This is a genomic window from Streptomyces sp. NPDC005820 (assembly GCF_040630255.1).
Lineage (GTDB): Bacteria > Actinomycetota > Actinomycetes > Streptomycetales > Streptomycetaceae > Streptomyces.
The window spans coordinates 32,502-50,687 of record NZ_JBEXXE010000026.1; the positions used below are offsets into that span (position 1 = coordinate 32,502).

15 protein-coding genes are annotated in these 18,186 nt (G+C 71.7%); 10 read left to right on the plus strand and 5 right to left on the minus strand.

Annotation, left to right across the window (positions count from 1 at the left end; genetic code table 11):
- Positions 1 to 58 precede the first annotated feature (58 nt).
- The 8 genes from ABZ464_RS29560 to ABZ464_RS29595 all read left to right on the plus strand — a co-directional run bounded on the left by ABZ464_RS29560 (position 59) and on the right by ABZ464_RS29595 (position 10,778).
- On the plus strand, positions 59 to 799 hold the full coding sequence (locus tag ABZ464_RS29560; protein WP_062701118.1) for a response regulator transcription factor: 741 nt from the start codon (positions 59 to 61) through the stop codon (positions 797 to 799).
- Positions 796 to 2,430, plus strand: coding sequence for a HAMP domain-containing sensor histidine kinase (locus tag ABZ464_RS29565; RefSeq protein ID WP_359281548.1), 1,635 nt, complete (start codon positions 796 to 798; stop codon positions 2,428 to 2,430). Before ABZ464_RS29560 ends, ABZ464_RS29565 begins: the two co-directional genes overlap by 4 nt.
- Positions 2,431 to 2,444: 14 nt before the next feature.
- Positions 2,445 to 3,968 (plus strand): bifunctional glycosyltransferase family 2/GtrA family protein, encoded by a 1,524-nt coding sequence (locus tag ABZ464_RS29570; protein WP_359281551.1) that lies wholly within the window; start codon positions 2,445 to 2,447, stop codon positions 3,966 to 3,968.
- Positions 3,965 to 6,187, plus strand: a complete 2,223-nt coding sequence (locus ABZ464_RS29575) for a glycosyltransferase family 39 protein (RefSeq protein ID WP_359281553.1) — start codon at positions 3,965 to 3,967, stop codon at positions 6,185 to 6,187. Before ABZ464_RS29570 ends, ABZ464_RS29575 begins: the two co-directional genes overlap by 4 nt.
- A 119-nt stretch (positions 6,188 to 6,306) precedes the next feature.
- Complete coding sequence (locus ABZ464_RS29580; RefSeq protein WP_359281555.1) at positions 6,307 to 7,704, plus strand: MFS transporter; 1,398 nt, start codon at positions 6,307 to 6,309, stop codon at positions 7,702 to 7,704.
- A gap of 76 nt (positions 7,705 to 7,780) precedes the next feature.
- On the plus strand, positions 7,781 to 8,989 hold the full coding sequence (locus ABZ464_RS29585; RefSeq protein WP_359281557.1) for an FAD-dependent oxidoreductase: 1,209 nt from the start codon (positions 7,781 to 7,783) through the stop codon (positions 8,987 to 8,989).
- Between the two features lie 30 nt (positions 8,990 to 9,019).
- Positions 9,020 to 9,916 (plus strand): RNA polymerase sigma-70 factor, encoded by an 897-nt coding sequence (locus tag ABZ464_RS29590; protein WP_359281560.1) that lies wholly within the window; start codon positions 9,020 to 9,022, stop codon positions 9,914 to 9,916.
- Positions 9,917 to 10,001: 85 nt separating this feature from the next.
- The gene (locus tag ABZ464_RS29595) at positions 10,002 to 10,778 is read left to right on the plus strand and encodes a TetR/AcrR family transcriptional regulator (RefSeq protein WP_359281562.1); all 777 of its coding nucleotides are present in this window, start codon (positions 10,002 to 10,004) and stop codon (positions 10,776 to 10,778) included.
- A gap of 101 nt (positions 10,779 to 10,879) precedes the next feature.
- On the opposite strand, the gene ABZ464_RS29600 is transcribed toward ABZ464_RS29595, so the two are convergent.
- The 4 genes from ABZ464_RS29600 to ABZ464_RS29615 all read right to left on the minus strand — a co-directional run bounded on the left by ABZ464_RS29600 (position 10,880) and on the right by ABZ464_RS29615 (position 15,419).
- Complete coding sequence (locus ABZ464_RS29600; protein WP_359281563.1) at positions 10,880 to 11,350, minus strand: PPOX class F420-dependent oxidoreductase; 471 nt, start codon at positions 11,348 to 11,350, stop codon at positions 10,880 to 10,882.
- 66 nt (positions 11,351 to 11,416) lie between these two features.
- Entirely contained in the window at positions 11,417 to 12,238 is an 822-nt protein-coding gene (locus ABZ464_RS29605) for a YceI family protein (RefSeq protein WP_359281566.1), read from the minus strand.
- 75 nt (positions 12,239 to 12,313) lie between these two features.
- The gene (locus tag ABZ464_RS29610; RefSeq protein ID WP_359281568.1) at positions 12,314 to 14,854 is read right to left on the minus strand and encodes an MFS transporter; all 2,541 of its coding nucleotides are present in this window, start codon (positions 14,852 to 14,854) and stop codon (positions 12,314 to 12,316) included.
- 13 nt (positions 14,855 to 14,867) lie between these two features.
- Positions 14,868 to 15,419: a MarR family transcriptional regulator gene (locus tag ABZ464_RS29615; RefSeq protein ID WP_359281571.1), complete on the minus strand. Its 552-nt coding sequence runs from the start codon at positions 15,417 to 15,419 to the stop codon at positions 14,868 to 14,870.
- 173 nt (positions 15,420 to 15,592) lie between these two features.
- Here ABZ464_RS29615 and ABZ464_RS29620 point away from each other — a divergent pair, with 173 nt between their 5' ends.
- Positions 15,593 to 16,231 (plus strand): hypothetical protein, encoded by a 639-nt coding sequence (locus ABZ464_RS29620; protein WP_359281573.1) that lies wholly within the window; start codon positions 15,593 to 15,595, stop codon positions 16,229 to 16,231.
- 115 nt (positions 16,232 to 16,346) lie between these two features.
- Positions 16,347 to 16,547 carry a hypothetical protein gene (locus tag ABZ464_RS29625; RefSeq protein ID WP_359281575.1) on the plus strand — a complete coding sequence of 67 codons (201 nt, stop codon included), beginning with the start codon at positions 16,347 to 16,349 and terminating at the stop codon, positions 16,545 to 16,547.
- A 721-nt stretch (positions 16,548 to 17,268) separates the two neighbouring features.
- Here the strand turns inward: ABZ464_RS29625 and ABZ464_RS29630 are convergent.
- Positions 17,269 to 18,171: an RNA polymerase sigma factor SigF gene (locus ABZ464_RS29630; RefSeq protein ID WP_359281578.1), complete on the minus strand. Its 903-nt coding sequence runs from the start codon at positions 18,169 to 18,171 to the stop codon at positions 17,269 to 17,271.
- Between the last annotated feature and the right edge of the window lie 15 nt (positions 18,172 to 18,186).

Below are 18,186 nucleotides of genomic sequence, written 5' to 3' on the forward strand. Positions count from 1 at the left end.
AGGGAAATCACAGGTTCTGGAAAGAGTGTTCTCAGAGGACACCGACATGGTGTTCCCCATGACCACGACCTCGCCCCAGGGGCGCACCGAACTGCTGAGGCCGGACGGGAGCCCCGTCCGAGTGCTTGTGGTGGACGACGAGCTGTCGATCACCGAACTGCTGTCCATGGCCCTGCGCTACGAGGGATGGCAGATCCGCAGTGCGGGTGACGGCACCGGTGCCATCCAGACCGCCCGGGAGTTCCGTCCCGACGCCGTCGTCCTCGACATGATGCTGCCCGACATGGACGGGCTGACCGTCCTGGGCCGGCTGCGCCGTGAGCTGCCGGACGTCCCCGTCCTGTTCCTCACCGCCAAGGACGCCGTCGAGGACCGTATCGCCGGTCTCACCGCCGGGGGCGACGACTACGTCACCAAGCCGTTCAGCCTCGAAGAGGTCGTGGCCCGGCTGCGGGGGCTCATCCGCCGTTCCGGCGCCGCCGACCGGCGCTCCGACTCCGTGCTCGTCGTCGGTGACCTCACCCTCGACGAGGACAGCCACGAGGTCTCGCGGGCCGGGGAGAACATCCACCTCACCGCCACCGAGTTCGAGCTGCTGCGCTTCCTGATGCGCAACCCGCGGCGCGTGCTGAGCAAGGCGCAGATCCTGGACCGGGTGTGGTCGTACGACTTCGGTGGCCAGGCCAACGTGGTCGAGCTGTACATCTCGTACCTGCGCCGGAAGATAGACGCCGGCCGGGAGCCGATGATCCACACCCGGCGTGGGGCCGGTTACCTGATCAAGCCCGCCGCGTCATGAGCGGGCGACGACGGCCGCGTCCGCAGAAGAGACGAGCGGGAAAGCCGCGCACCCTGCGGACCCGGCTCGTCGTCGTGTCCGTGACACTGATCGCGGTCGTCTGTGCGGTGATCGGGACGGTCACCACGCTGGTCCTCCGGGACCATCTGTACGGCCAGTTGGAAGGCTCTCTCAAGGAGTCCGCCATGCGCGCCTCGGGCGGGCCGACCGGAGGTTTCGGAGACAAGGGCGGCGCCAAGACCGGCAACGGCACCACCAGCGGCAAGGCACCCCAGGAGACGAACACACTCGACGACGTCGTCCAGGGCCCGGGCCCGCAGAAGACGGTCGCGGCCAAGGTGGAGGGCGGCTCGATCACCAGCGCCAAGGTCGCCACCAAGAAGAACGACGCCGCCGGCGTCATGCGGACGAACCCGGTGGACCTCAACGAGTCCCAGATGAAGGCGCTCGGCTCGGTGGCGCAGGACCGGAGTTTCCACACCATCGAGATTCCGGGTCTCGGTAACTACATGGTCCAGTACGTCACCGGCAAGAACGGCAGCTTCTACGTCGGCATCCCCACCTCCGACGTCGACGGCACCATCAACACCCTGATCATCGTCGAGATCAGCCTCACCGTCGCCGGTCTCATCGCCGCCGGGCTCGCCGGTACCGTCATGGTCAACGTCGCCACCCGCCCCCTCCGCAAGGTCGCCGCCACCGCGACCCGGGTCTCCGAGCTCCCCCTGCACACCGGCGAGGTCAACCTCAGCGAGCGGGTGCCCGAGTCCGAGACGGATCCGCACACCGAAGTCGGGCAGGTCGGCGCCGCGCTGAACCGGATGCTGAACCACGTCCACGGCGCCCTGCACGCCCGCCAGGAGAGCGAGATGCGGGTCCGCCAGTTCGTCGCGGACGCCAGCCATGAGCTCAGGACGCCCCTCGCCTCCATCCGCGGGTACGCCGAGCTCACCCGCCGCGGACGGGAAGAGGTCGGCCCCGACACCAAGCACGCCCTCGGCCGGATCGAGTCCGAGGCCGGCCGGATGACCCTCCTCGTCGAGGACCTGCTGCTGCTCGCCCGGCTCGACGCCGGGCGCCCGCTGCAGTTCGACCAGACCGACCTCGTACCGCTGGTCATCGACACCATCAGCGACGCCCGCGCGGCCGGACGCGACCACGTCTGGCGGCTCGAACTGCCCGACGAGCCCGCGCTCGTCTCCGCCGACTCGGCCCGCCTCCAGCAGGTGCTCGTCAACCTGCTGGCCAACGCCCGTACCCACACCCCGCCCGGGACGACCGTCACCGCACGGGTGCAGCGGCGCGGACCGTGGCTGTGCGTCGACGTCCAGGACAACGGGCAGGGCATTCCGCCCGACCTCCTCCCGCACGTCTTCGAGCGGTTCGCCAGGGGCGACTCGGCACGCTCCCGCTCCACCGGCTCCACCGGCCTCGGACTCGCCATCGTGCAGGCCGTGGCGACCGCGCACGGCGGTGCCGTGACGGTGGACAGCGTGCCCGGGCAGACCATCTTTACGGTGCATCTGCCCGCTCTTGCCCCCGCCGTGCCCCAGCCCGCCCCCGAAACGAACTGGCAACTGGACTCACAGGTCGAGCACAGTGCCACCACATGGGTGCAACAGGGCGCTTGACGAAAGTCGTTGGCATGCGAACCGACTCTTCTCCCGGCACCCTGCCGGCGCGGGAGCACCTCCCGGCCGCCATAGCCGGTACGCCTGTCCTGGACGTAGTGATCCCCGTCTACAACGAGGAGAAGGACCTCCAGCCGTGCGTCGAGAGACTGCACGACCACCTGACGCGTACGTTCCCCTACACGTTCCGCATCACGATCGCGGACAACGCGTCGACCGACACCACCCCCGAGGTGGCGCGCCGGCTGGAGGCGCGGATCCCGGAGGTCAGGAACTTCCGGCTGGAGCAGAAGGGCCGCGGCCGTGCGCTGCGGACCGTCTGGTCGGCCTCGGACGCCCCGATCCTCGCGTACATGGACGTGGACCTGTCCACCGACCTCAACGCGCTGCTGCCGCTGGTGGCCCCGCTGATCTCCGGTCACTCCGACCTGGCGATCGGCTCCCGGCTCTCCCGCAGCTCGCGCGTGGTGCGCGGCCCGAAGAGGGAGTTCATCAGCCGCGCGTACAACCTGATCCTGCGCGGCTCGCTCCAGGCCCGTTTCTCGGACGCCCAGTGCGGCTTCAAGGCGATCCGCCGTGATGTCGCCCAGGTGCTCCTGCCCCTGGTGGAGGACACCGGCTGGTTCTTCGACACGGAGATGCTGGTGCTCGCCGAGCGGGCCGGCCTCAGGATCCACGAGGTGCCCGTCGACTGGGTCGACGACCCGGACTCCACGGTGCACATCGTGAAGACGGCCACCGACGACCTCAAGGGCGTGTGGCGCGTGGGCAAGGCCCTGGCCACCGGCTCCCTCTCGCTCGACCGGCTCGCCCGCCCGTTCGGCGACGACCCGCGCGACCGCGAGATCCAGGACGTGCCCAAGGGCCTGGCCCGCCAGCTCGTCGGCTTCTGTGTCGTGGGCGGTCTGTCCACTCTGTTCTATCTGCTGCTCTACAGCGGCTTCCGCCAGTTCACGGGCTCGCAGTTCGCCAACGCGCTCGCCCTGCTGGTGTCCGCGGTCGCCAACACCGCCGCCAACCGCCGGCTGACCTTCGGGGTCCGCGGCCGTGGCGGGGCCGTCAAGCACCAGGCGCAGGGCCTGGTCGTCTTCGGCATCGGCCTGGCGCTGACCAGCGGCTCGCTCGTCGCCCTGAACGCGGCGACCACCGAACCCGCGCACTCCACCGAACTCGCGGTGCTGATCGCCGCCAACCTCGCGGCGACGGTCCTGCGCTTCCTGCTCTTTCGCGCGTGGGTGTTCTCGGACCGACGGGAGGACGACGAGGACGACGCCCCGGCATCGACCGTGGTCGCCTCCCACCTCCCGGCGCAGCCGACGCCGTACGCGTCGCCGTACCCGGCCGCACCGTCGTACGGGCCGCAGCACCCGGCCCGTCCGGCCGAGCCGGCGTACGCCTCGCCGTACCGGAACACCACCGCCACCCATGAGACCACCCAGTTCCGCGCCGGCGAAGCCGCGGACGGCACCTGGAGGGACGCCACCATGCGACTGCAGCCGGTGCGCCCTCACGACACCGACCCGGGGGACCCCCGATGACCACCCATCTCGACCAACCGACGGCCTGGGGCCCGCCCCCCACTGCCCCTCCGGCCACGGAGCCGCAGCAGCCGGCCGCACCGGCCCCCGAGTCGGGTGAGCCGAAGCAGCCCCTGCACCGCAGACTCTGGCGCGGCCGCCCCGAGGACCCCCGCTGGGTCCGCCCGGCCTTCCTCGGCCTGCTGGCCGCCACCCTCCTCCTCTACCTCTACAACCTGAGCGCCTCCGGGTACGCCAACTCCTTCTACTCGGCGGCCGTCCAGGCGGGCAGCCAGTCCTGGAAGGCGTTCTTCTTCGGCTCGCTGGACGCGGGCAACGCCATCACCGTCGACAAGCCCCCGGCCTCGCTGTGGCCGATGGCCCTGTCGGTGAGGATCTTCGGCCTGAACTCCTGGGCGATCCTCGCCCCCGAGGTGCTGATGGGCGTCGGCACGGTCGCCGTCGTCTACGCCTCCGTGCGCCGCCGGTTCAGCGCCGCGGCCGGCCTGATCGCGGGCGCCGTGCTCGCGCTCACCCCCGTCGCCGCGCTGATGTTCCGGTTCAACAACCCGGACGCGATGCTGGCCCTGCTGATGGCCGTGGCCTGCTACTTCACCGCTCGCGCGGTGGAGGACGGCCGGACGAAGTGGCTGGTGTGGGCCGGGGTCGCGATCGGCTTCGCGTTCCTCGCCAAGACGCTCCAGGCGTTCCTGATCCTCCCGCCGCTCGCGATCGTCTACGCGGTCTGCGCGCCGGTGAGCGTGAAGAAGCGGTTCGGACAGCTGGCCCTGGCCACCGGTGCGCTGGTCGCGTCCGGCGGCTGGTGGGTCGCGATCGTGGAGCTGTGGCCCGCCTCCTCCCGCCCGTACATCGGCGGCTCGCAGAACAACTCCTTCCTGGAGCTGACCTTCGGCTACAACGGTCTCGGCCGCCTCAACGGCGAGGAGACCGGCAGCGTCGGCGGCGGTGGCGGCAACAGCGGCGGCCAGTGGGGCGAGACCGGCTGGGACCGGATGTTCAACTCCGAGATCGGCGGCCAGATCTCCTGGCTGCTGCCGGCCGCGCTGATCCTGCTCGTCGCCGGTCTGGTGGCCACCGGCAAGCTCAAGCGCACCTCGGCCACCCGCGGTCTGCTCCTCGTCTGGGGCGGCTCGCTGCTGATCACCATGGTCGTCTTCAGCTACATGGCGGGCATCTTCCACCAGTACTACACGGTGGCCCTCGCCCCCTACATGGCGGCCGTGATCGGCATGGGCGCCGGTCTGCTGTGGGAGAAGCGGTCCGAGCTGTGGGCCTCGATCACCCTCGCGGCCTCGGTCGTGGCGGCGGCCTCCTGGTCGTACGTCCTGCTCAACCGCACCTCGGACTACCTGCCCTGGCTGAAGTGGCTGGTCCTGATCGGCGGCCTCGCCGCCGCGCTCGGCCTGGTCTTCGCGGGCCGGATCAACCGTCAGCTCGCCCTCGCGGCGGCCTCGGTCGGTCTGGTCGCCTCCCTGGCCGGCCCGACCGCGTACACGATCAGCACCCTGCAGACGGGCCACACCGGCTCCATCGTCACGGCGGGCCCGTCGGGCGCGTCCATGATGGGCGGCGGCATGGGCGGTGGCGGCGGCCGGGGCGGCTTCGGCGGCGGCAACGGCGGCGGTATGCCGGGTCAGCAGGGTCAGAACCAGCAGGGTCAGAACCAGCAGCAGAACGGCAACGGCAACTCCCAGAACGGCAACGGCTTCGGCGGCGGCATGCCGGGCCAGCAGGGCCAGAACAACCAGCAGAACGGCAACGGCAACAGCCAGGGCCAGAGCCGGCAGGGCGGTCCCGGCGGCCAGACCGGTGACGGCGGGGGCATGGGCGGCGGCGGTGGCGTCGGCGGCCTGCTGAACGGCGCGAGCGTCTCCGACGAGGCCAAGAAGCTGCTGGAGACCGACTCCGGCAAGTACACCTGGGTCGCGGCGGCGATCGGCGCCCAGAACGCGGCGAGCTACCAGCTCTCCACGGGCGACGCGGTCATGGCGATCGGCGGCTTCAACGGCACCGACCCGTCCCCGACGCTGGCGCAGTTCAAGGAGTACGTGGCGGACGGCAAGATCCACTACTTCATCTCCAGCGGCACCGGCGGTGGCATGGGCGGCAGCAGCAGCGGTACGTCCTCGCAGATCACCTCCTGGGTCGAGGCCAACTTCAAGAAGGTGACGGTGGGTTCGTCCACCTTCTACGACCTGACGCAGAAGGCGAGCAGCTGACCTGGCGGTAGCGGGTGAAGGGCGGTGGCTTGTAGCCACCGCCCTTCTTCGTGACTCCGTAGCTCTGTGACTCCGTAGCTCTGTAACTCCGTTGTACGCCGTATGGGAGTCCTTCTACGGTGTACAGCGTGACTACCTCCCACCCTCGACGCTGGCTCATCCTCGCCGTGATCTGTCTCGCGCAGCTCACCGTGCTGCTCGACAACACGATCCTGAACGTCGCGATCCCCTCCCTCACCCGTGCGCTGGACGCGAGCACCGCCGACATCCAGTGGATGATCAACGCGTACTCGCTCGTCCAGTCCGGTCTGCTGCTCGCCGCGGGCAGCGCCGCCGACCTCTACGGCCGCAAGAAGATGCTGGCCACGGGCCTCGCCCTGTTCGGCGTGGGCTCGGCGGTGGCCGGGTTCGCCACCACCTCCGGCCAGCTGATCGCCGCCCGGGCCGGCATGGGCGTGGGCGGCGCGCTGCTGCTCACCACCACCCTCGCCGTGGCGATGCAGATCTTCACGCCCGACGAGCAGCCGAAGGCGATCGGCATCTGGGCCGCGGTGAACGCGCTCGGCTTCGCCACCGGCCCGCTCGTCGGCGGCTTCGTGCTCGACCACTTCGCGTGGGGCACGATCTTCCTGATCAACCTGCCGGTCGCGGCGCTCGGTCTCGCGGCCGTCGTCGCCCTGGTCCCCGAGTCCAAGAACCCGCACGGCGACCGCCCCGACCTGCTCGGCGCGCTGCTGTCCACGATCGGCATGGCCTCGCTGGTCTTCGCGATCATCTCCGGCCCCGCCCACGGCTGGACCTCGGCCCGGGTACTGGTGAGCGCGGCGGTCGCCGCCGTCGTCCTCACGCTTTTCGCCCGCTGGGAGAACCGGATCCCGTACCCCATGCTCGACCTGGCGTTCTTCCGTGACCGCCGGTTCACCGGCGCGGTCGGCGGGGCGGTCCTGATCACCTTCGGCATGGGCGGCGCGCTCTTCCTGCTCACCCAGCACCTCCAGTCCGTCCTCGGATACGGCCCCCTGGAGGCGGGCCTGCGCACCGCGCCGCTGGCGCTGACCGTCGTCGTGCTGAACTTCAGCGGGCTCGCGGCGAAGGCCACCGCACGGCTCGGGGCCCCGCTGGCGGTGCCGGCCGGCATGGTGCTGATGGCGGGCGGGCTCGTCGCCATCGCGCTCAGCGGCGAGGGATACGGCGGTGTCGCGGCCGGTCTGGTGCTCATCGGCGTCGGCTGCGCGGTCGCCAACCCGGCGATGGCCCACGCGGTCATGAGCGCGATACCGCCGGAGAAGGCAGGGGTGGGCGCGGGCGTCAACGGCACGCTGGCGGAGTTCGGGAACGGGCTCGGCGTCGCCGTCCTCGGCGCCGTACTCAGCTCCTCCGTGGCGGCGGGCGAGTCGCTGTCGGCCGGGCTGGGCGCGGGGCTGCTGGTGGGGGCCGTCGCCGTACTGGGCGGAGGCCTGGTGGCCGCGGGGCTGCTGCGCAGGGCGGACAAGGAGGAACAGCCCGCTCTCATGTGACCTGCATCACATGCTGTCACAGGGAGCGGGACCCCGGTGTCTTGTGGCCGAACCCCCTGGAACCGGAGGAGACACCGTGAGCGAGAACACCGAAGTCGTCGTGATCGGCGGGGGATACGCCGGCGTCATGGCCGCCAACCGCCTGACGAGCCGCGACGACGTGAACGTCACGCTGATCAACCCGCGCCCGTCCTTCGTCGAGCGGATCCGGCTGCACCAGCTGGTGGCCGGCACCCATGACGCGGTCGTCGACTACCGGAAGGTCCTCGGCGAGCGCGTCCGGCTGGTCGTCGACACCGTGAACCGGATCGACGCGCCCGGCCGCGCCCTGACGCTGGAGAGCGGCGCCACCGTCCACTACGACCACCTGGTCTACGCGGTGGGCAGTGGCAGCGCCGACCCGCGCGTGCCCGGAGCGGCCGAGTTCGCCCACCCGATCGCCACCCTGGAGGACGCGCGGCGGCTGCGCCCGGCCGTCGAGGCCGCGTCCCCGAAGGCCCCGCTGACCGTCGTCGGCGCCGGCCCGACCGGCATCGAGACCGCCGCCGAGCTGGCCGAGCAGGGCCACACCGTGACCCTGCTCTGCGGCGGGCTCCTCGGCCCGTACCTGCACGCGCGGGGCCGGCGCTCGGTCGCCGGGCGGCTGGCCGCCCTCGGGGTGACCGTCCTGGACGGCCCCGGCACGAAGGTGACGGCCGTGACGGCCGACGCCGTACGGCTCGCCGACGGCCGTGAGCTGCCGAGCGAGGTGACCGTCTGGACCGCCGGCTTCGGCGTCCCGGACCTGGCCGCGCGCAGCGGCCTGAGCACCGACGCCCTCGGCCGCCTCCTCACCGACGAGACGCTGACCAGCGTCGACGACCCGCACATCGTCGCGGCCGGGGACTCGGCGGCCCCCTCGGACCTGCCGCTGCGGATGAGCTGCCAGGCCGCCATCCCGCTGGGCGCGCGGGCCGCCGACACGGTGCTCAGCCGGATCGCGGGTGAGCGGCCCGCGACCCTGAACCAGGCGTTCGCCGGCCAGTGCATCAGCCTGGGCCGGGGCGCCGGCATCTTCCAGTTCGCCCACCGGTACGACGTGGCGGTCGGGTTCCACATCGGCGGTCGTCCCGGTGCGAAGCTCAAGGAGTTCGTGTGCAAGGGCATCGTCGAGCACCTGGCGGGCGAGGGGCACAAGCCCGGTGCGTACCGTCTGCACAAGGTCTCGGGAGGATCCAGGCGGCAGCAGCAGCTCCTGCGGAGCGAGCACGCCGAGCCCCCGGCCACCGCCGAACACGCGGTCTGAGCCACCCCCGGACGGGGGAGGGACCCTGACATGGACGATCACACCACCGACCCGGCCACCGAGGCCTTCGTCGCCCACCGCAACCTGCTGTTCACCGTCGCCTACGAGATGCTCGGCTCGGCGGCCGACGCCGAGGACGTGTTGCAGGAGACCTGGCTGCGGTGGGTGGACACCGACCTGGACGAGGTGCGCGACCCGCGCGCCTACCTGGTCCGCATCACCACCCGCCAGGCCCTCAACCGCCTGCGCACCCTGTCCCGCCGCAAGGAGGCGTACGTCGGCCCCTGGCTGCCCGAGCCCCTGCTCACCACCCCGGACGTGGCCCAGGACGTCGAGCTCGCCGAGAGCGTGTCGATGGCGCTGATGCTCGTCCTCGAGACCCTGTCCCCGACCGAGCGGGCCGTCTTCGTCCTGCGCGAGGTCTTCGACGTCGGCTACGACGAGATCGCCGCCGCCGTCGACAAGAGCCCCGCGGCCGTCCGCCAGATCGCGCACCGCGCCCGCCGGCACGTCGACGCCCGACGCCCGCGCGAGGTGGTCTCCCAGAGCAGGACCCGGGCCGCCCTGGAGTCGTTCCAGCAGGCGCTCACCACCGGGGACCTCCAGGGGTTCCTCGACGTGCTCGCCCCCGACGTCGTCCTGATGAGCGACGGCGGCGGACTCCGGCAGGCCGCGCCCCGGCCGATCAGCGGCGCCCTCAAGGTGGCCCGCTTCATCATCGGCGGCGCCCGCCGCCACCAGGTGACGCTCACCAGCGAGTTCACCATGGTCAACGGCGGTCCGGCGCTCGTCCTGCGGGTGGACGGCGAGATCGACGGTGTCGTCGCGATCCGCTTCGAGGACGACCGCATCACCGGCCTCTACTACGTCCGCAACCCGGAGAAACTGACCCGGGTCGACACCGAGACCACGCTCACCCTGCGCTGAACACCGACGGCCCGGGCAGGCCTAGCATCTTCCCCAGTACCGGAACATATATCCCCGTACCGGAAGACGAGGAAGGTGCCCTGCCATGGCCGAGACCGCCGAGGACACCCCGCACCACAGCGTGTGGCTGGAGGGCAAGGCGCGGCGGCGCGGCGGCCGGGGCGGCGGCCAGCCCTCCGGGCTCGACCGGACCCGGATCACCGAGGTCACCGTACGGCTGCTGGACGCGGAGGGCCTCGCCAAGTTCTCCATGCGACGGCTGGCGGCCGAGCTGAACGTGACGGCGATGTCCGTGTACTGGTACGTCGACACCAAGGACGACCTCCTCGAACTCGCCCTGGACGCGGCCTTCGAGGGCCTGGAGCTGCCCGACGCGGCGAACGAGGACGAGGACTGGCGCGACCAGCTGCGCGCCCTGGCCCGCTCCTACCGCGCCCTGCTGGTCCGCCACCCCTGGGTGTCACCGCTGGCGGGCACGTTCCTCAACATCGGCCCGAACAACCTCGCGTTCGCCCGCACGGTCCAGCAGGTCGTCCGCCGCACCGGCCTGCCCACCCACGGGCTGGCGGCGGCCATCTCCTCCGTCTTCCAGTTCGTGTACGGCTTCGGCACGATCGAGGGCCACTTCATCGCCCGCTCCACGGCCGTCGGCCTGACCCCCGACGCCTACTTCCGCCAGGCCATGACCACGGTGACCCAGGCCCCCCAGGCCGCCGACGTCGTCAAGGAGAGCGAGGACATCATGGCGGCCCGAGGCGGCGACACGGTCGAGGAAATGTGGGAACGGGACTTCGAATACGCCCTGGACCTGCTGACCGCAGGCATCGAAGCCATGGCAAGAAGGTCCACGGCAACCCCCTAGGGGCGCGGGGCTGTATCGATATGCGGCTCCGCCGCGTGGGCGCGACAAGCCACAACGCACCCGCACCCGCAAGACGACAAGGCCCCCGAGTCAGTACGCGCTCACCCCTGCGGAGCAAGCCGCGCAGGAAAGCCGCCGGTCGCAACCGGCCCCCACCGCACCGGAGTGATCCGGATGATCGACTTCCCCTGCCGCACCATCGCCGCCCGATACTCCTCCCAGTCGGGATGCTCCCCCGCGATGTTCCGGAAGTACTCCACCAGCGGCTCGACGGACTCCGGCACGTCGAGCACCTCCGCCGTCCCGTCGATCTGCACCCACGGCCCGTCCCAGTCGTCGCTCAGCACGAGCAGGCTCACCCGCTCGTCCCGCTTGGCGTTGCGCGTCTTGGCCCGCTCCGGGTAGGTGGAGACCACGATCCGCCCCGAGTCGTCGACGCCGCAGGTCAGCGGCGACCCCTGGGGCCCGCCGTCACCCCGCCGGGTGAGCAGGATCGCGCGGTGACGGGGTCGTACGAACTCCAGCAGCTCGTCGAGCGAGACGGCGGTGTTGGTCGCGATGTTCGGTGCCATGCCGTCAGCCTAGGCGGACCCGGGGCGGCGGAAGGTGACCCTGCCGGTCGTACGCCCGCGGAGCGACTACGCCCGGGGCAGCGACTCACCCTGCACCGCCTGGACCTCCAGCTCCACCCTCAGGGTCGTACCGATCGCGGCGATGCCCGCCTGGACGACCTGGTTGTAGTTCATCGCGAAGTCCTCGCGGTGGAGCTCCGCCGTCGCGCGGAACGCGGCCCGGGTGCCGCCCCACGGGTCGGCGCCGGTGCCCAGGTAGGCGAGGTCGAGGTCGACGGGCCGTACGACACCGCGCAGGGACAGGTCGCCGTGGACCGTCCAGCGGTCCGGGCCCGCGACCGTGAGCCCCGTCGAGCGGTAGGTGATCTCCGGGTGGTTCGCCGCGTCCAGGAAGTCCGCCGACCGCAGATGCGTGTCGCGCGTGCCGTTGCCGGTGTCGATGGAGTCCGCCCGGATCACCGCCTCCACCCGCGACTCGGTGACGTCGTCCGGGGCGATCCCGATCGCCGCCGCGAAGTCGGTGAACCGGCCGCGGACACTGGAGATGCCCAGGTGCTGGGCGACCGCGCCGACGGTGGAGTGCGCCGGGTCGACGGTCCACGGCCCGGGCGGCGGCAGCTCGGTCCCGCCCTGCCGGGCCAGCGTCACACCGCCCACGTCCACCCGTCCGCTCGCGGTGACGAGCGCGGTGGACGCCACGGGCCCGTACCCGACGGCCGTGACGATCACGGTGTACGGCCCCGGCGCGAGCTCCGACGCGTCCCGTACGACGCCTTCGTCGTCCGCCTCGGCCCGCAGCACCTGCGTACCGGCCGTGTCGGTCACCGTGACGACCGCGTGCGACACGGCCCATCCGTCCCGCGTGCGGATCCGCGCGGTCAGTCCCATCTCACATGCTCCTCGACTGGAACCGGCCCGGTGCGGGGACGAACCCCGCACCGGGCCGGAAGGATCACTGGTCGGTCACTCGCCGGGGTGGGCGAGTTCGATGTCATGGCCGTCCACGCCGGCCCCGGCCACCGTCAGCGCACTGGCCACCGGCGGATAGCCGGTCGCGATGACCGTGCACTCGCCGCCGTCGAGGTCCGCGAAGGCGTACGCCCCGTCCACGCCGGTCGTCGCCGTGCCGAGGACGTTGCCCGCCGCGTCCACGAGCGTCACGCGTGCGTCGGCCAGCGGCCCGTGCGGCGCCCGTACGACCCCCCGGAGCTGGGCGCCCGCGTCGAGCACGACCTCCACCCGGGTGACCCCGGTCCCGCCGATCTCGATGGGCAGGGCGCGCGGCCGGAACCCGGCGGCGTTCACCGCGACGGTCACGGAACCCGGCACCAGCTCGGTGACGGCGAACTCGCCCCGGTCACCGGTGGCCGCGGTGGCCAGCAGCTCGCCGCGCACATCGGTGACGACGACCATCGCGTCCTTGACGCCCTCACCCGATCCGGCGGCCCGGACGGCCCCGGTGAGCCCGCTGGTCCCGCTGAGCAGGATGTCGTACGCGAGCGGCTCGCCGTTCACGACGATCGTGGACGCCTGCGGCTGGAACCCGTCCGCCGAGGCGATCAGGACGTACGACCCCGTCCCGGGCGCGTCCAGCGCGTAGGCGCCGTCGGTCTGCGCGACCGACCGGCCCAGCTGCCGTCCGGCCAGGGAGATCAGCGTGACGGCGGCCTGCGGGACCGGCGCGCTCTCGGCGCCCCGGACGAAACCGCGGACCGGGACACCCGCGGCGCCCGAGGGCCGCTCGTCGGTGGCCACCGCGACGGCGGCGGCGAGCCGCAGGGTGCCGTCGCCGGAGCCGGACTCCAGGACGGGAGTGTCGCCGGTGGCGGCGGCCCAGCCGGGCGTGTGCCGCTCGGCCGGCACGGCGGCCTCGGCCTCGGCCGCGGCCGGGGTCCGGGCCTCGGCCTCCGCCTCGGCCGCGTGGGCCAGGGCGCCCTTGGTCCGCAGCGGGACCTCCTTGATGAACAGCGTGATCAGGAAGGCGAGCAGGGCCAGCCCGGAGGCGATCAGGAAGACGTCCGCGATGCCGTGGCCGTACGCGTCCTCCATGACCGTGCGCAGCGGCGCGGGCAGCTTGTCCATGTCCGGGATCGTGCTGGAGGAGCCGGAACCGGACGCGAGCGCGGCGTACTTCGGACCGAGTCCGGCGATGCCGTCCTTGGCGTAGTCGGTGATGCGGTTGGCCATGACGGCGCCGAGCGCCGAGACGCCCATCGCACCGCCGAGGGAACGGAAGAAGGTGACGGTCGAGCTGGCCGAACCGAGGTCCTGCGGCTCCACCTGGTTCTGTGTGGACAGCACCAGGTTCTGCATCATCATGCCGACGCCGAGACCCAGCAGCGCCATGAAGACCGCGGTCTTCCAGTAGTCCGTGTCGTACCGGATGGTGCCCAGCAGACCGAGGCCCGCCGTGATGAGCACACCCCCGCTGACCAGCCAGGCCTTCCACTTGCCGGTACGGGTGATGAACTGCCCGGAGACGGTGGAGGAGACGAACAGACCGCCGATCATCGGGATGGTCAGCACCCCGGACATGGTCGGGGACTCGTTGCGGGCCAGCTGGAAGTACTGGGCGAAGAACACCGTGCCGGAGAACATCGCCACGCCCACGAACATCGAGGCGATGGAGGAGAGGGTGATGGTCCGGTTGCGGAACAGCCGCAGCGGGATGATCGGCTCGGCGGCCTTCGACTCGACGAACACGAACACCGCGCCGAGCAGGACCGAGCCCGCGACCATCGTGTACGTCTGCCAGGACAGCCAGTCGTACTTGTCACCCGCGAAGGTGACCCAGACGAGCAGCAGGGAGACGGCGGCGGAGATGAAGAACGCGCCGGCCCAGTCGACCTTCACGTCCCGCTTCACGACCGGCAGGTGCAGGGTCTTCTGCAGCACGATCAGCGCGATCACGGCGAAGGGGACACCGACGTAGAAGCACCAGCGCCAGCCCAGCCAGGAGGTGTCGGTGATGACACCGCCGAGCAGCGGGCCGCCGACGGTGGCGACGGCGAAGGTGGCGCCGAGGTAGCCGGAGTAACGGCCGCGCTCCCGCGGCGAGATCATCGCGGCCATCACGATCTGCGCGAGGGCGGAGAGACCGCCGACGCCGACGCCCTGGACGACACGGCAGGCGATCAGCATGCCGGGGTTCTGCGACAGGCCGGCCGCCGCCGATCCGAGGACGTAGATGACCAGCGCGATCTGGACGAGCGCCTTCTTGTCGTAGAGGTCGGCGAGCTTGCCCCACAGGGGGGTCGTCGCGGTCATCGCCAGCAGGGTGGCGGTGACGACCCAGGTGTAGGCGGACTGGCCGCCGCCGAGGTCGCCGATGATCTCCGGGAGGGCGTTGGAGACGATCGTGGACGACAGGATCGCCACGAACATGCCGAGCAGAAGGCCGGAGAGGGCCTCCATGATCTGCCGGTGCGTCATCGGGGCGTGGGCGTCGGGCCCGCCCCCGTGCTTGGCGTGGGCCCGCACACCGGCCGGTGTGGTCGTTGCCATGGACTTCCTTCTCTTACGCGGGTGTACGGGTGGTCTCGTGCAGCAGGGGAGGTGGTGGCGGCTGGGGCGGGTATGGCTGCTGTGACTCTTGTGGCCCCTGTGGCCGCTGTGGCGGTGGCGGCCGGTGCGCGGCGCTCCGGCAGTCGCCGAAGCTGTCGCGCAGCCGGCCCATCAGCCCGATCAGCTGGCCGATCTCGTCGTCGGTCCAGTCGCTCAGACGCTCCGCCAGCAGGGTGACGCTGCGCCGGGAGAGCTCGGCGAGCACCGTGCGGCCCTCGGGGGTGAGGTGCAGGATGCGGGAGCGCTTGTCCGCCGGGTCCGGGGAGCGGTCGATCCAGCCCCGCTCGGCGAGGTGCGCGACATGGCGGCTGGTCACCGACATGTCGACGGCGAGCAGCTCGGAGAGATTGCTCATGCGCATGTCTCCGTGGCGGCCGAGGAGGGTCAGCACGGCGGCGGAGCCGGGGGAGCAGTCGGCCGGCATGATCCGCCCGAGGTCCCGCTTCACGACTCCGAAGGCACTGAGCTGACGCGCCAGTTCCTCGTACTGCGCCTGCGCGGCCATCACACCTCCCTGTTCGTTGCTTAGGGCAACCATAGGACTGGTTGGTTGCTGCAGGCAAATAAAGTGGGGGCGAACGGCCGCAAAAACTTGGCAAAGACAAGTATTGCGAGGGTAAATGTGCAGGTGGCTGGCGTGATTGCGGGGGTGTCAGTGGTCCGCCCTAGGGTGGGCGCATGATGACGACCTCGTCGATCCTGGGGCAGTTCGACCAGCACGCGGGCAACGGCACGTTCCCCGACCTCAACAACGGCTACGTGTACCCGGTCGACGTCCGCCTCCACCTCTTCGGCGACACCGCGCGCTGGGCCATGGTGGTGGAGATCCTCGGCTACAACCCGCGCGAGGCAAGCCTGTCCTGCGTCCTGTACCGCTACGGCAACTGCCTCACCGGCGCGGGTCCCGGCTACGGCGCCTTCCTGGACCGGGTGGACAACATGGACGAGATCGACCCCGAGGGCGCCGAGGAGTACGTTGGCGGAGTCCCGCTCGTCGTGAACGGCACCGCGCTGGCGGTGACCGCCGGTCCCGGAACGCCGCTGGAGGAGCTCTTCCGGGAGCTGGTCCCCGCCCACCGGGAGCTGCTGCTGGCCGACGAGCGGGAACTGCGGGACGAGATACCCACCGACCTGCCGCTGCTGCTGCGGCTGGAGGAGTGGAACCAGCCGGACGACTACTGGGACACCCTTCCCGGCGGCCACGAGACGTTCCGGCTGCTGGCGGAGGTGCTGGACTCGGGTGACCCGGCCCGCTACCGGCCGACTCTCCCGCCGAACACCCACTGGTCGCACTGGCCGGAGGCGGGGACGTTGTAGGGCGCGGGCGGGGTACGTGCCGGGGACGCTGTAGGGCACGCGCGAGGGGCCCCGTGGCCGGCTTGTGGGACCCCCACTTGGGCCGTCGCCGCCGTTTTCGCTAGTGTCTCGGGCCATGGCTAACACGCAGGGCCCGCAGGGCAACTACGACCCCGCCGGCAGCACCCAGATGTTCCGCGCGTTCGTCGACGAGGGCGGCCCCCAGGCCACCTCCCGTCAGGCGCCCGCGCCGGCCGGCCCCCGCATCGGCCTGATCGTCGGCATCATCGCCGCGGTGGCGATCGTGGCGGCGGTCGCCTGGCTGGCGCTGAAGTAACCCGGCGGTCCCACACCGCCCAGGTCCGCTCCTTGCGGGTGCCTGGGCCGATCGGCGTGGGCCGTGGTTCCGTCGACTCGACGGCGGACCAGTCGATGCCGAGGGCGTCGATGACGCGCGTCCCGAACGCGCCCGTGCCCGAACGCACCGGCGCGCCGCCGGGGTTGCGGAAGATCGGCGTCACGTCCTCGCACCAACGGACGGTGGTCGGCGGGGTGCGGCACGGGCTCGCTCGTGATGAGGACGGCCGGGGCGCTCGGCCCGATGGGCGCGCTGCTCGTCGGCTCACCGGCCTGCGCCATCCGTACGCCCCCGCGAGCACCCGCCGGACCTCACCTCCGGCGCCCGCTCCCGCGGCACCCCCTCGCCCGCCGCGCCACCCACGCCGCAGCCTCCGCGCGCCGGCCGCCGTCGTAGGCCCCCGAGGATGCCCGCCGCGCCGTGCCCCTCCGCCGCACCTGCCGTCGTCGTACACCCCGCGGATGCCCGCCGCGCCGTAGCCGCCGTCGTAGGCCGCGAGGATGCCACCGCGCCGTAACGGCCGCCGTCGTACACCCCGAGGAAGCCCACCGCTCCCGCCGCGCCGACGTACGCCCCGGCGATGCGCGCCGCGCCCGCCCCGACGGCGACGGCCGCCGGCCAGCCCCGCAGGGTGTGCCGACGGCCGCGTGATCGCGCCGGAGTTCCGTGTGACGGTGCGTCAGGAAGGAACCCCCGGGGCTCAGTCCGAGATCAGGCCCTCGCGCAGCTGGGCCAGGGTCCGGGTCAGGAGGCGGGAGACGTGCATCTGCGAGATGCCGACCTCCTCGCCGATCTGGGACTGCGTCATGTTGGCGAAGAAGCGCAGCATGATGATGCGGCGCTCACGCGGCGGGAGCTTCGCGAGCAGGGGCTTCAGTGACTCCCGGTACTCCACGCCCTCCAGCGCCGTGTCCTCGTAGCCGAGGCGGTCGGCCAGGGAGCCCTCGCCGCCGTCGTCCTCGGGCGCCGGGGAGTCCAGCGAGGAGGCCGTGTACGCGTTGCCGACGGCGAGGCCGTCGACCACGTCCTCCTCGGAGACGCCGAGGGCCGCGGCGAGTTCGGCGACCGTCGGCGAGCGGTCCAGCTTCTGGGAGAGCTCGTCGCTGGCCTTGGTGAGGGCCAGGCGCAGCTCCTGCAGCCGGCGCGGGACGCGGACGGACCACGAGGTGTCGCGGAAGAAGCGCTTGATCTCGCCCACGACCGTCGGCATCGCGAACGTCGGGAACTCCACGCCGCGTTCGCAGTCGAAGCGGTCGATCGCCTTGATGAGCCCGATCGTGCCGACCTGGACGATGTCCTCCATCGGCTCGTTGCGCGAGCGGAAGCGGGCGGCGGCGTAGCGGACGAGCGGGAGGTTGAGCTCGATGAGGGTGTCCCGGACGTAGACCCGTTCGGGGCTGTTCTCGTCGAGTGCGGCCAGTCGCAGGAACAGGGAGCGGGACAGGGTGCGGGTGTCGATGGCACCGGAGGACGGGAGGGCCGGAGCCGGCGCGGCCTCGAGGGCCGTGACGTCGTCGAGCACGTCGGGCTCGACAGGCGTGACGGGCTCGGCCTCGCTCTTCGTGAGCGTGAGCACCTTCGAGCTGCCCTGGTCTGCGGACATGCCACCCCCTTTGGG

Bases quoted from the DNA above. Each gene is read 5' to 3' on its own strand.
- ABZ464_RS29560 (WP_062701118.1), top strand. From the start codon at position 59: ATGACCACGACCTCGCCCCAGGGGCGCACCGAACTGCTGAGGCCGGAC.
- ABZ464_RS29565 (WP_359281548.1), top strand. From the start codon at position 796: ATGAGCGGGCGACGACGGCCGCGTCCGCAGAAGAGACGAGCGGGAAAG.
- ABZ464_RS29570 (WP_359281551.1), top strand. From the start codon at position 2,445: ATGCGAACCGACTCTTCTCCCGGCACCCTGCCGGCGCGGGAGCACCTC.
- ABZ464_RS29575 (WP_359281553.1), top strand. From the start codon at position 3,965: ATGACCACCCATCTCGACCAACCGACGGCCTGGGGCCCGCCCCCCACT.
- ABZ464_RS29590 (WP_359281560.1), top strand. From the start codon at position 9,020: ATGGACGATCACACCACCGACCCGGCCACCGAGGCCTTCGTCGCCCAC.
- ABZ464_RS29595 (WP_359281562.1), top strand. From the start codon at position 10,002: ATGGCCGAGACCGCCGAGGACACCCCGCACCACAGCGTGTGGCTGGAG.
- ABZ464_RS29600 (WP_359281563.1), bottom strand. From the start codon at position 11,350: ATGGCACCGAACATCGCGACCAACACCGCCGTCTCGCTCGACGAGCTG.
- ABZ464_RS29605 (WP_359281566.1), bottom strand. From the start codon at position 12,238: ATGGGACTGACCGCGCGGATCCGCACGCGGGACGGATGGGCCGTGTCG.
- ABZ464_RS29610 (WP_359281568.1), bottom strand. From the start codon at position 14,854: ATGGCAACGACCACACCGGCCGGTGTGCGGGCCCACGCCAAGCACGGG.
- ABZ464_RS29615 (WP_359281571.1), bottom strand. From the start codon at position 15,419: ATGGCCGCGCAGGCGCAGTACGAGGAACTGGCGCGTCAGCTCAGTGCC.
- ABZ464_RS29620 (WP_359281573.1), top strand. From the start codon at position 15,593: ATGATGACGACCTCGTCGATCCTGGGGCAGTTCGACCAGCACGCGGGC.
- ABZ464_RS29625 (WP_359281575.1), top strand. From the start codon at position 16,347: ATGGCTAACACGCAGGGCCCGCAGGGCAACTACGACCCCGCCGGCAGC.
- ABZ464_RS29630 (WP_359281578.1), bottom strand. From the start codon at position 18,171: ATGTCCGCAGACCAGGGCAGCTCGAAGGTGCTCACGCTCACGAAGAGC.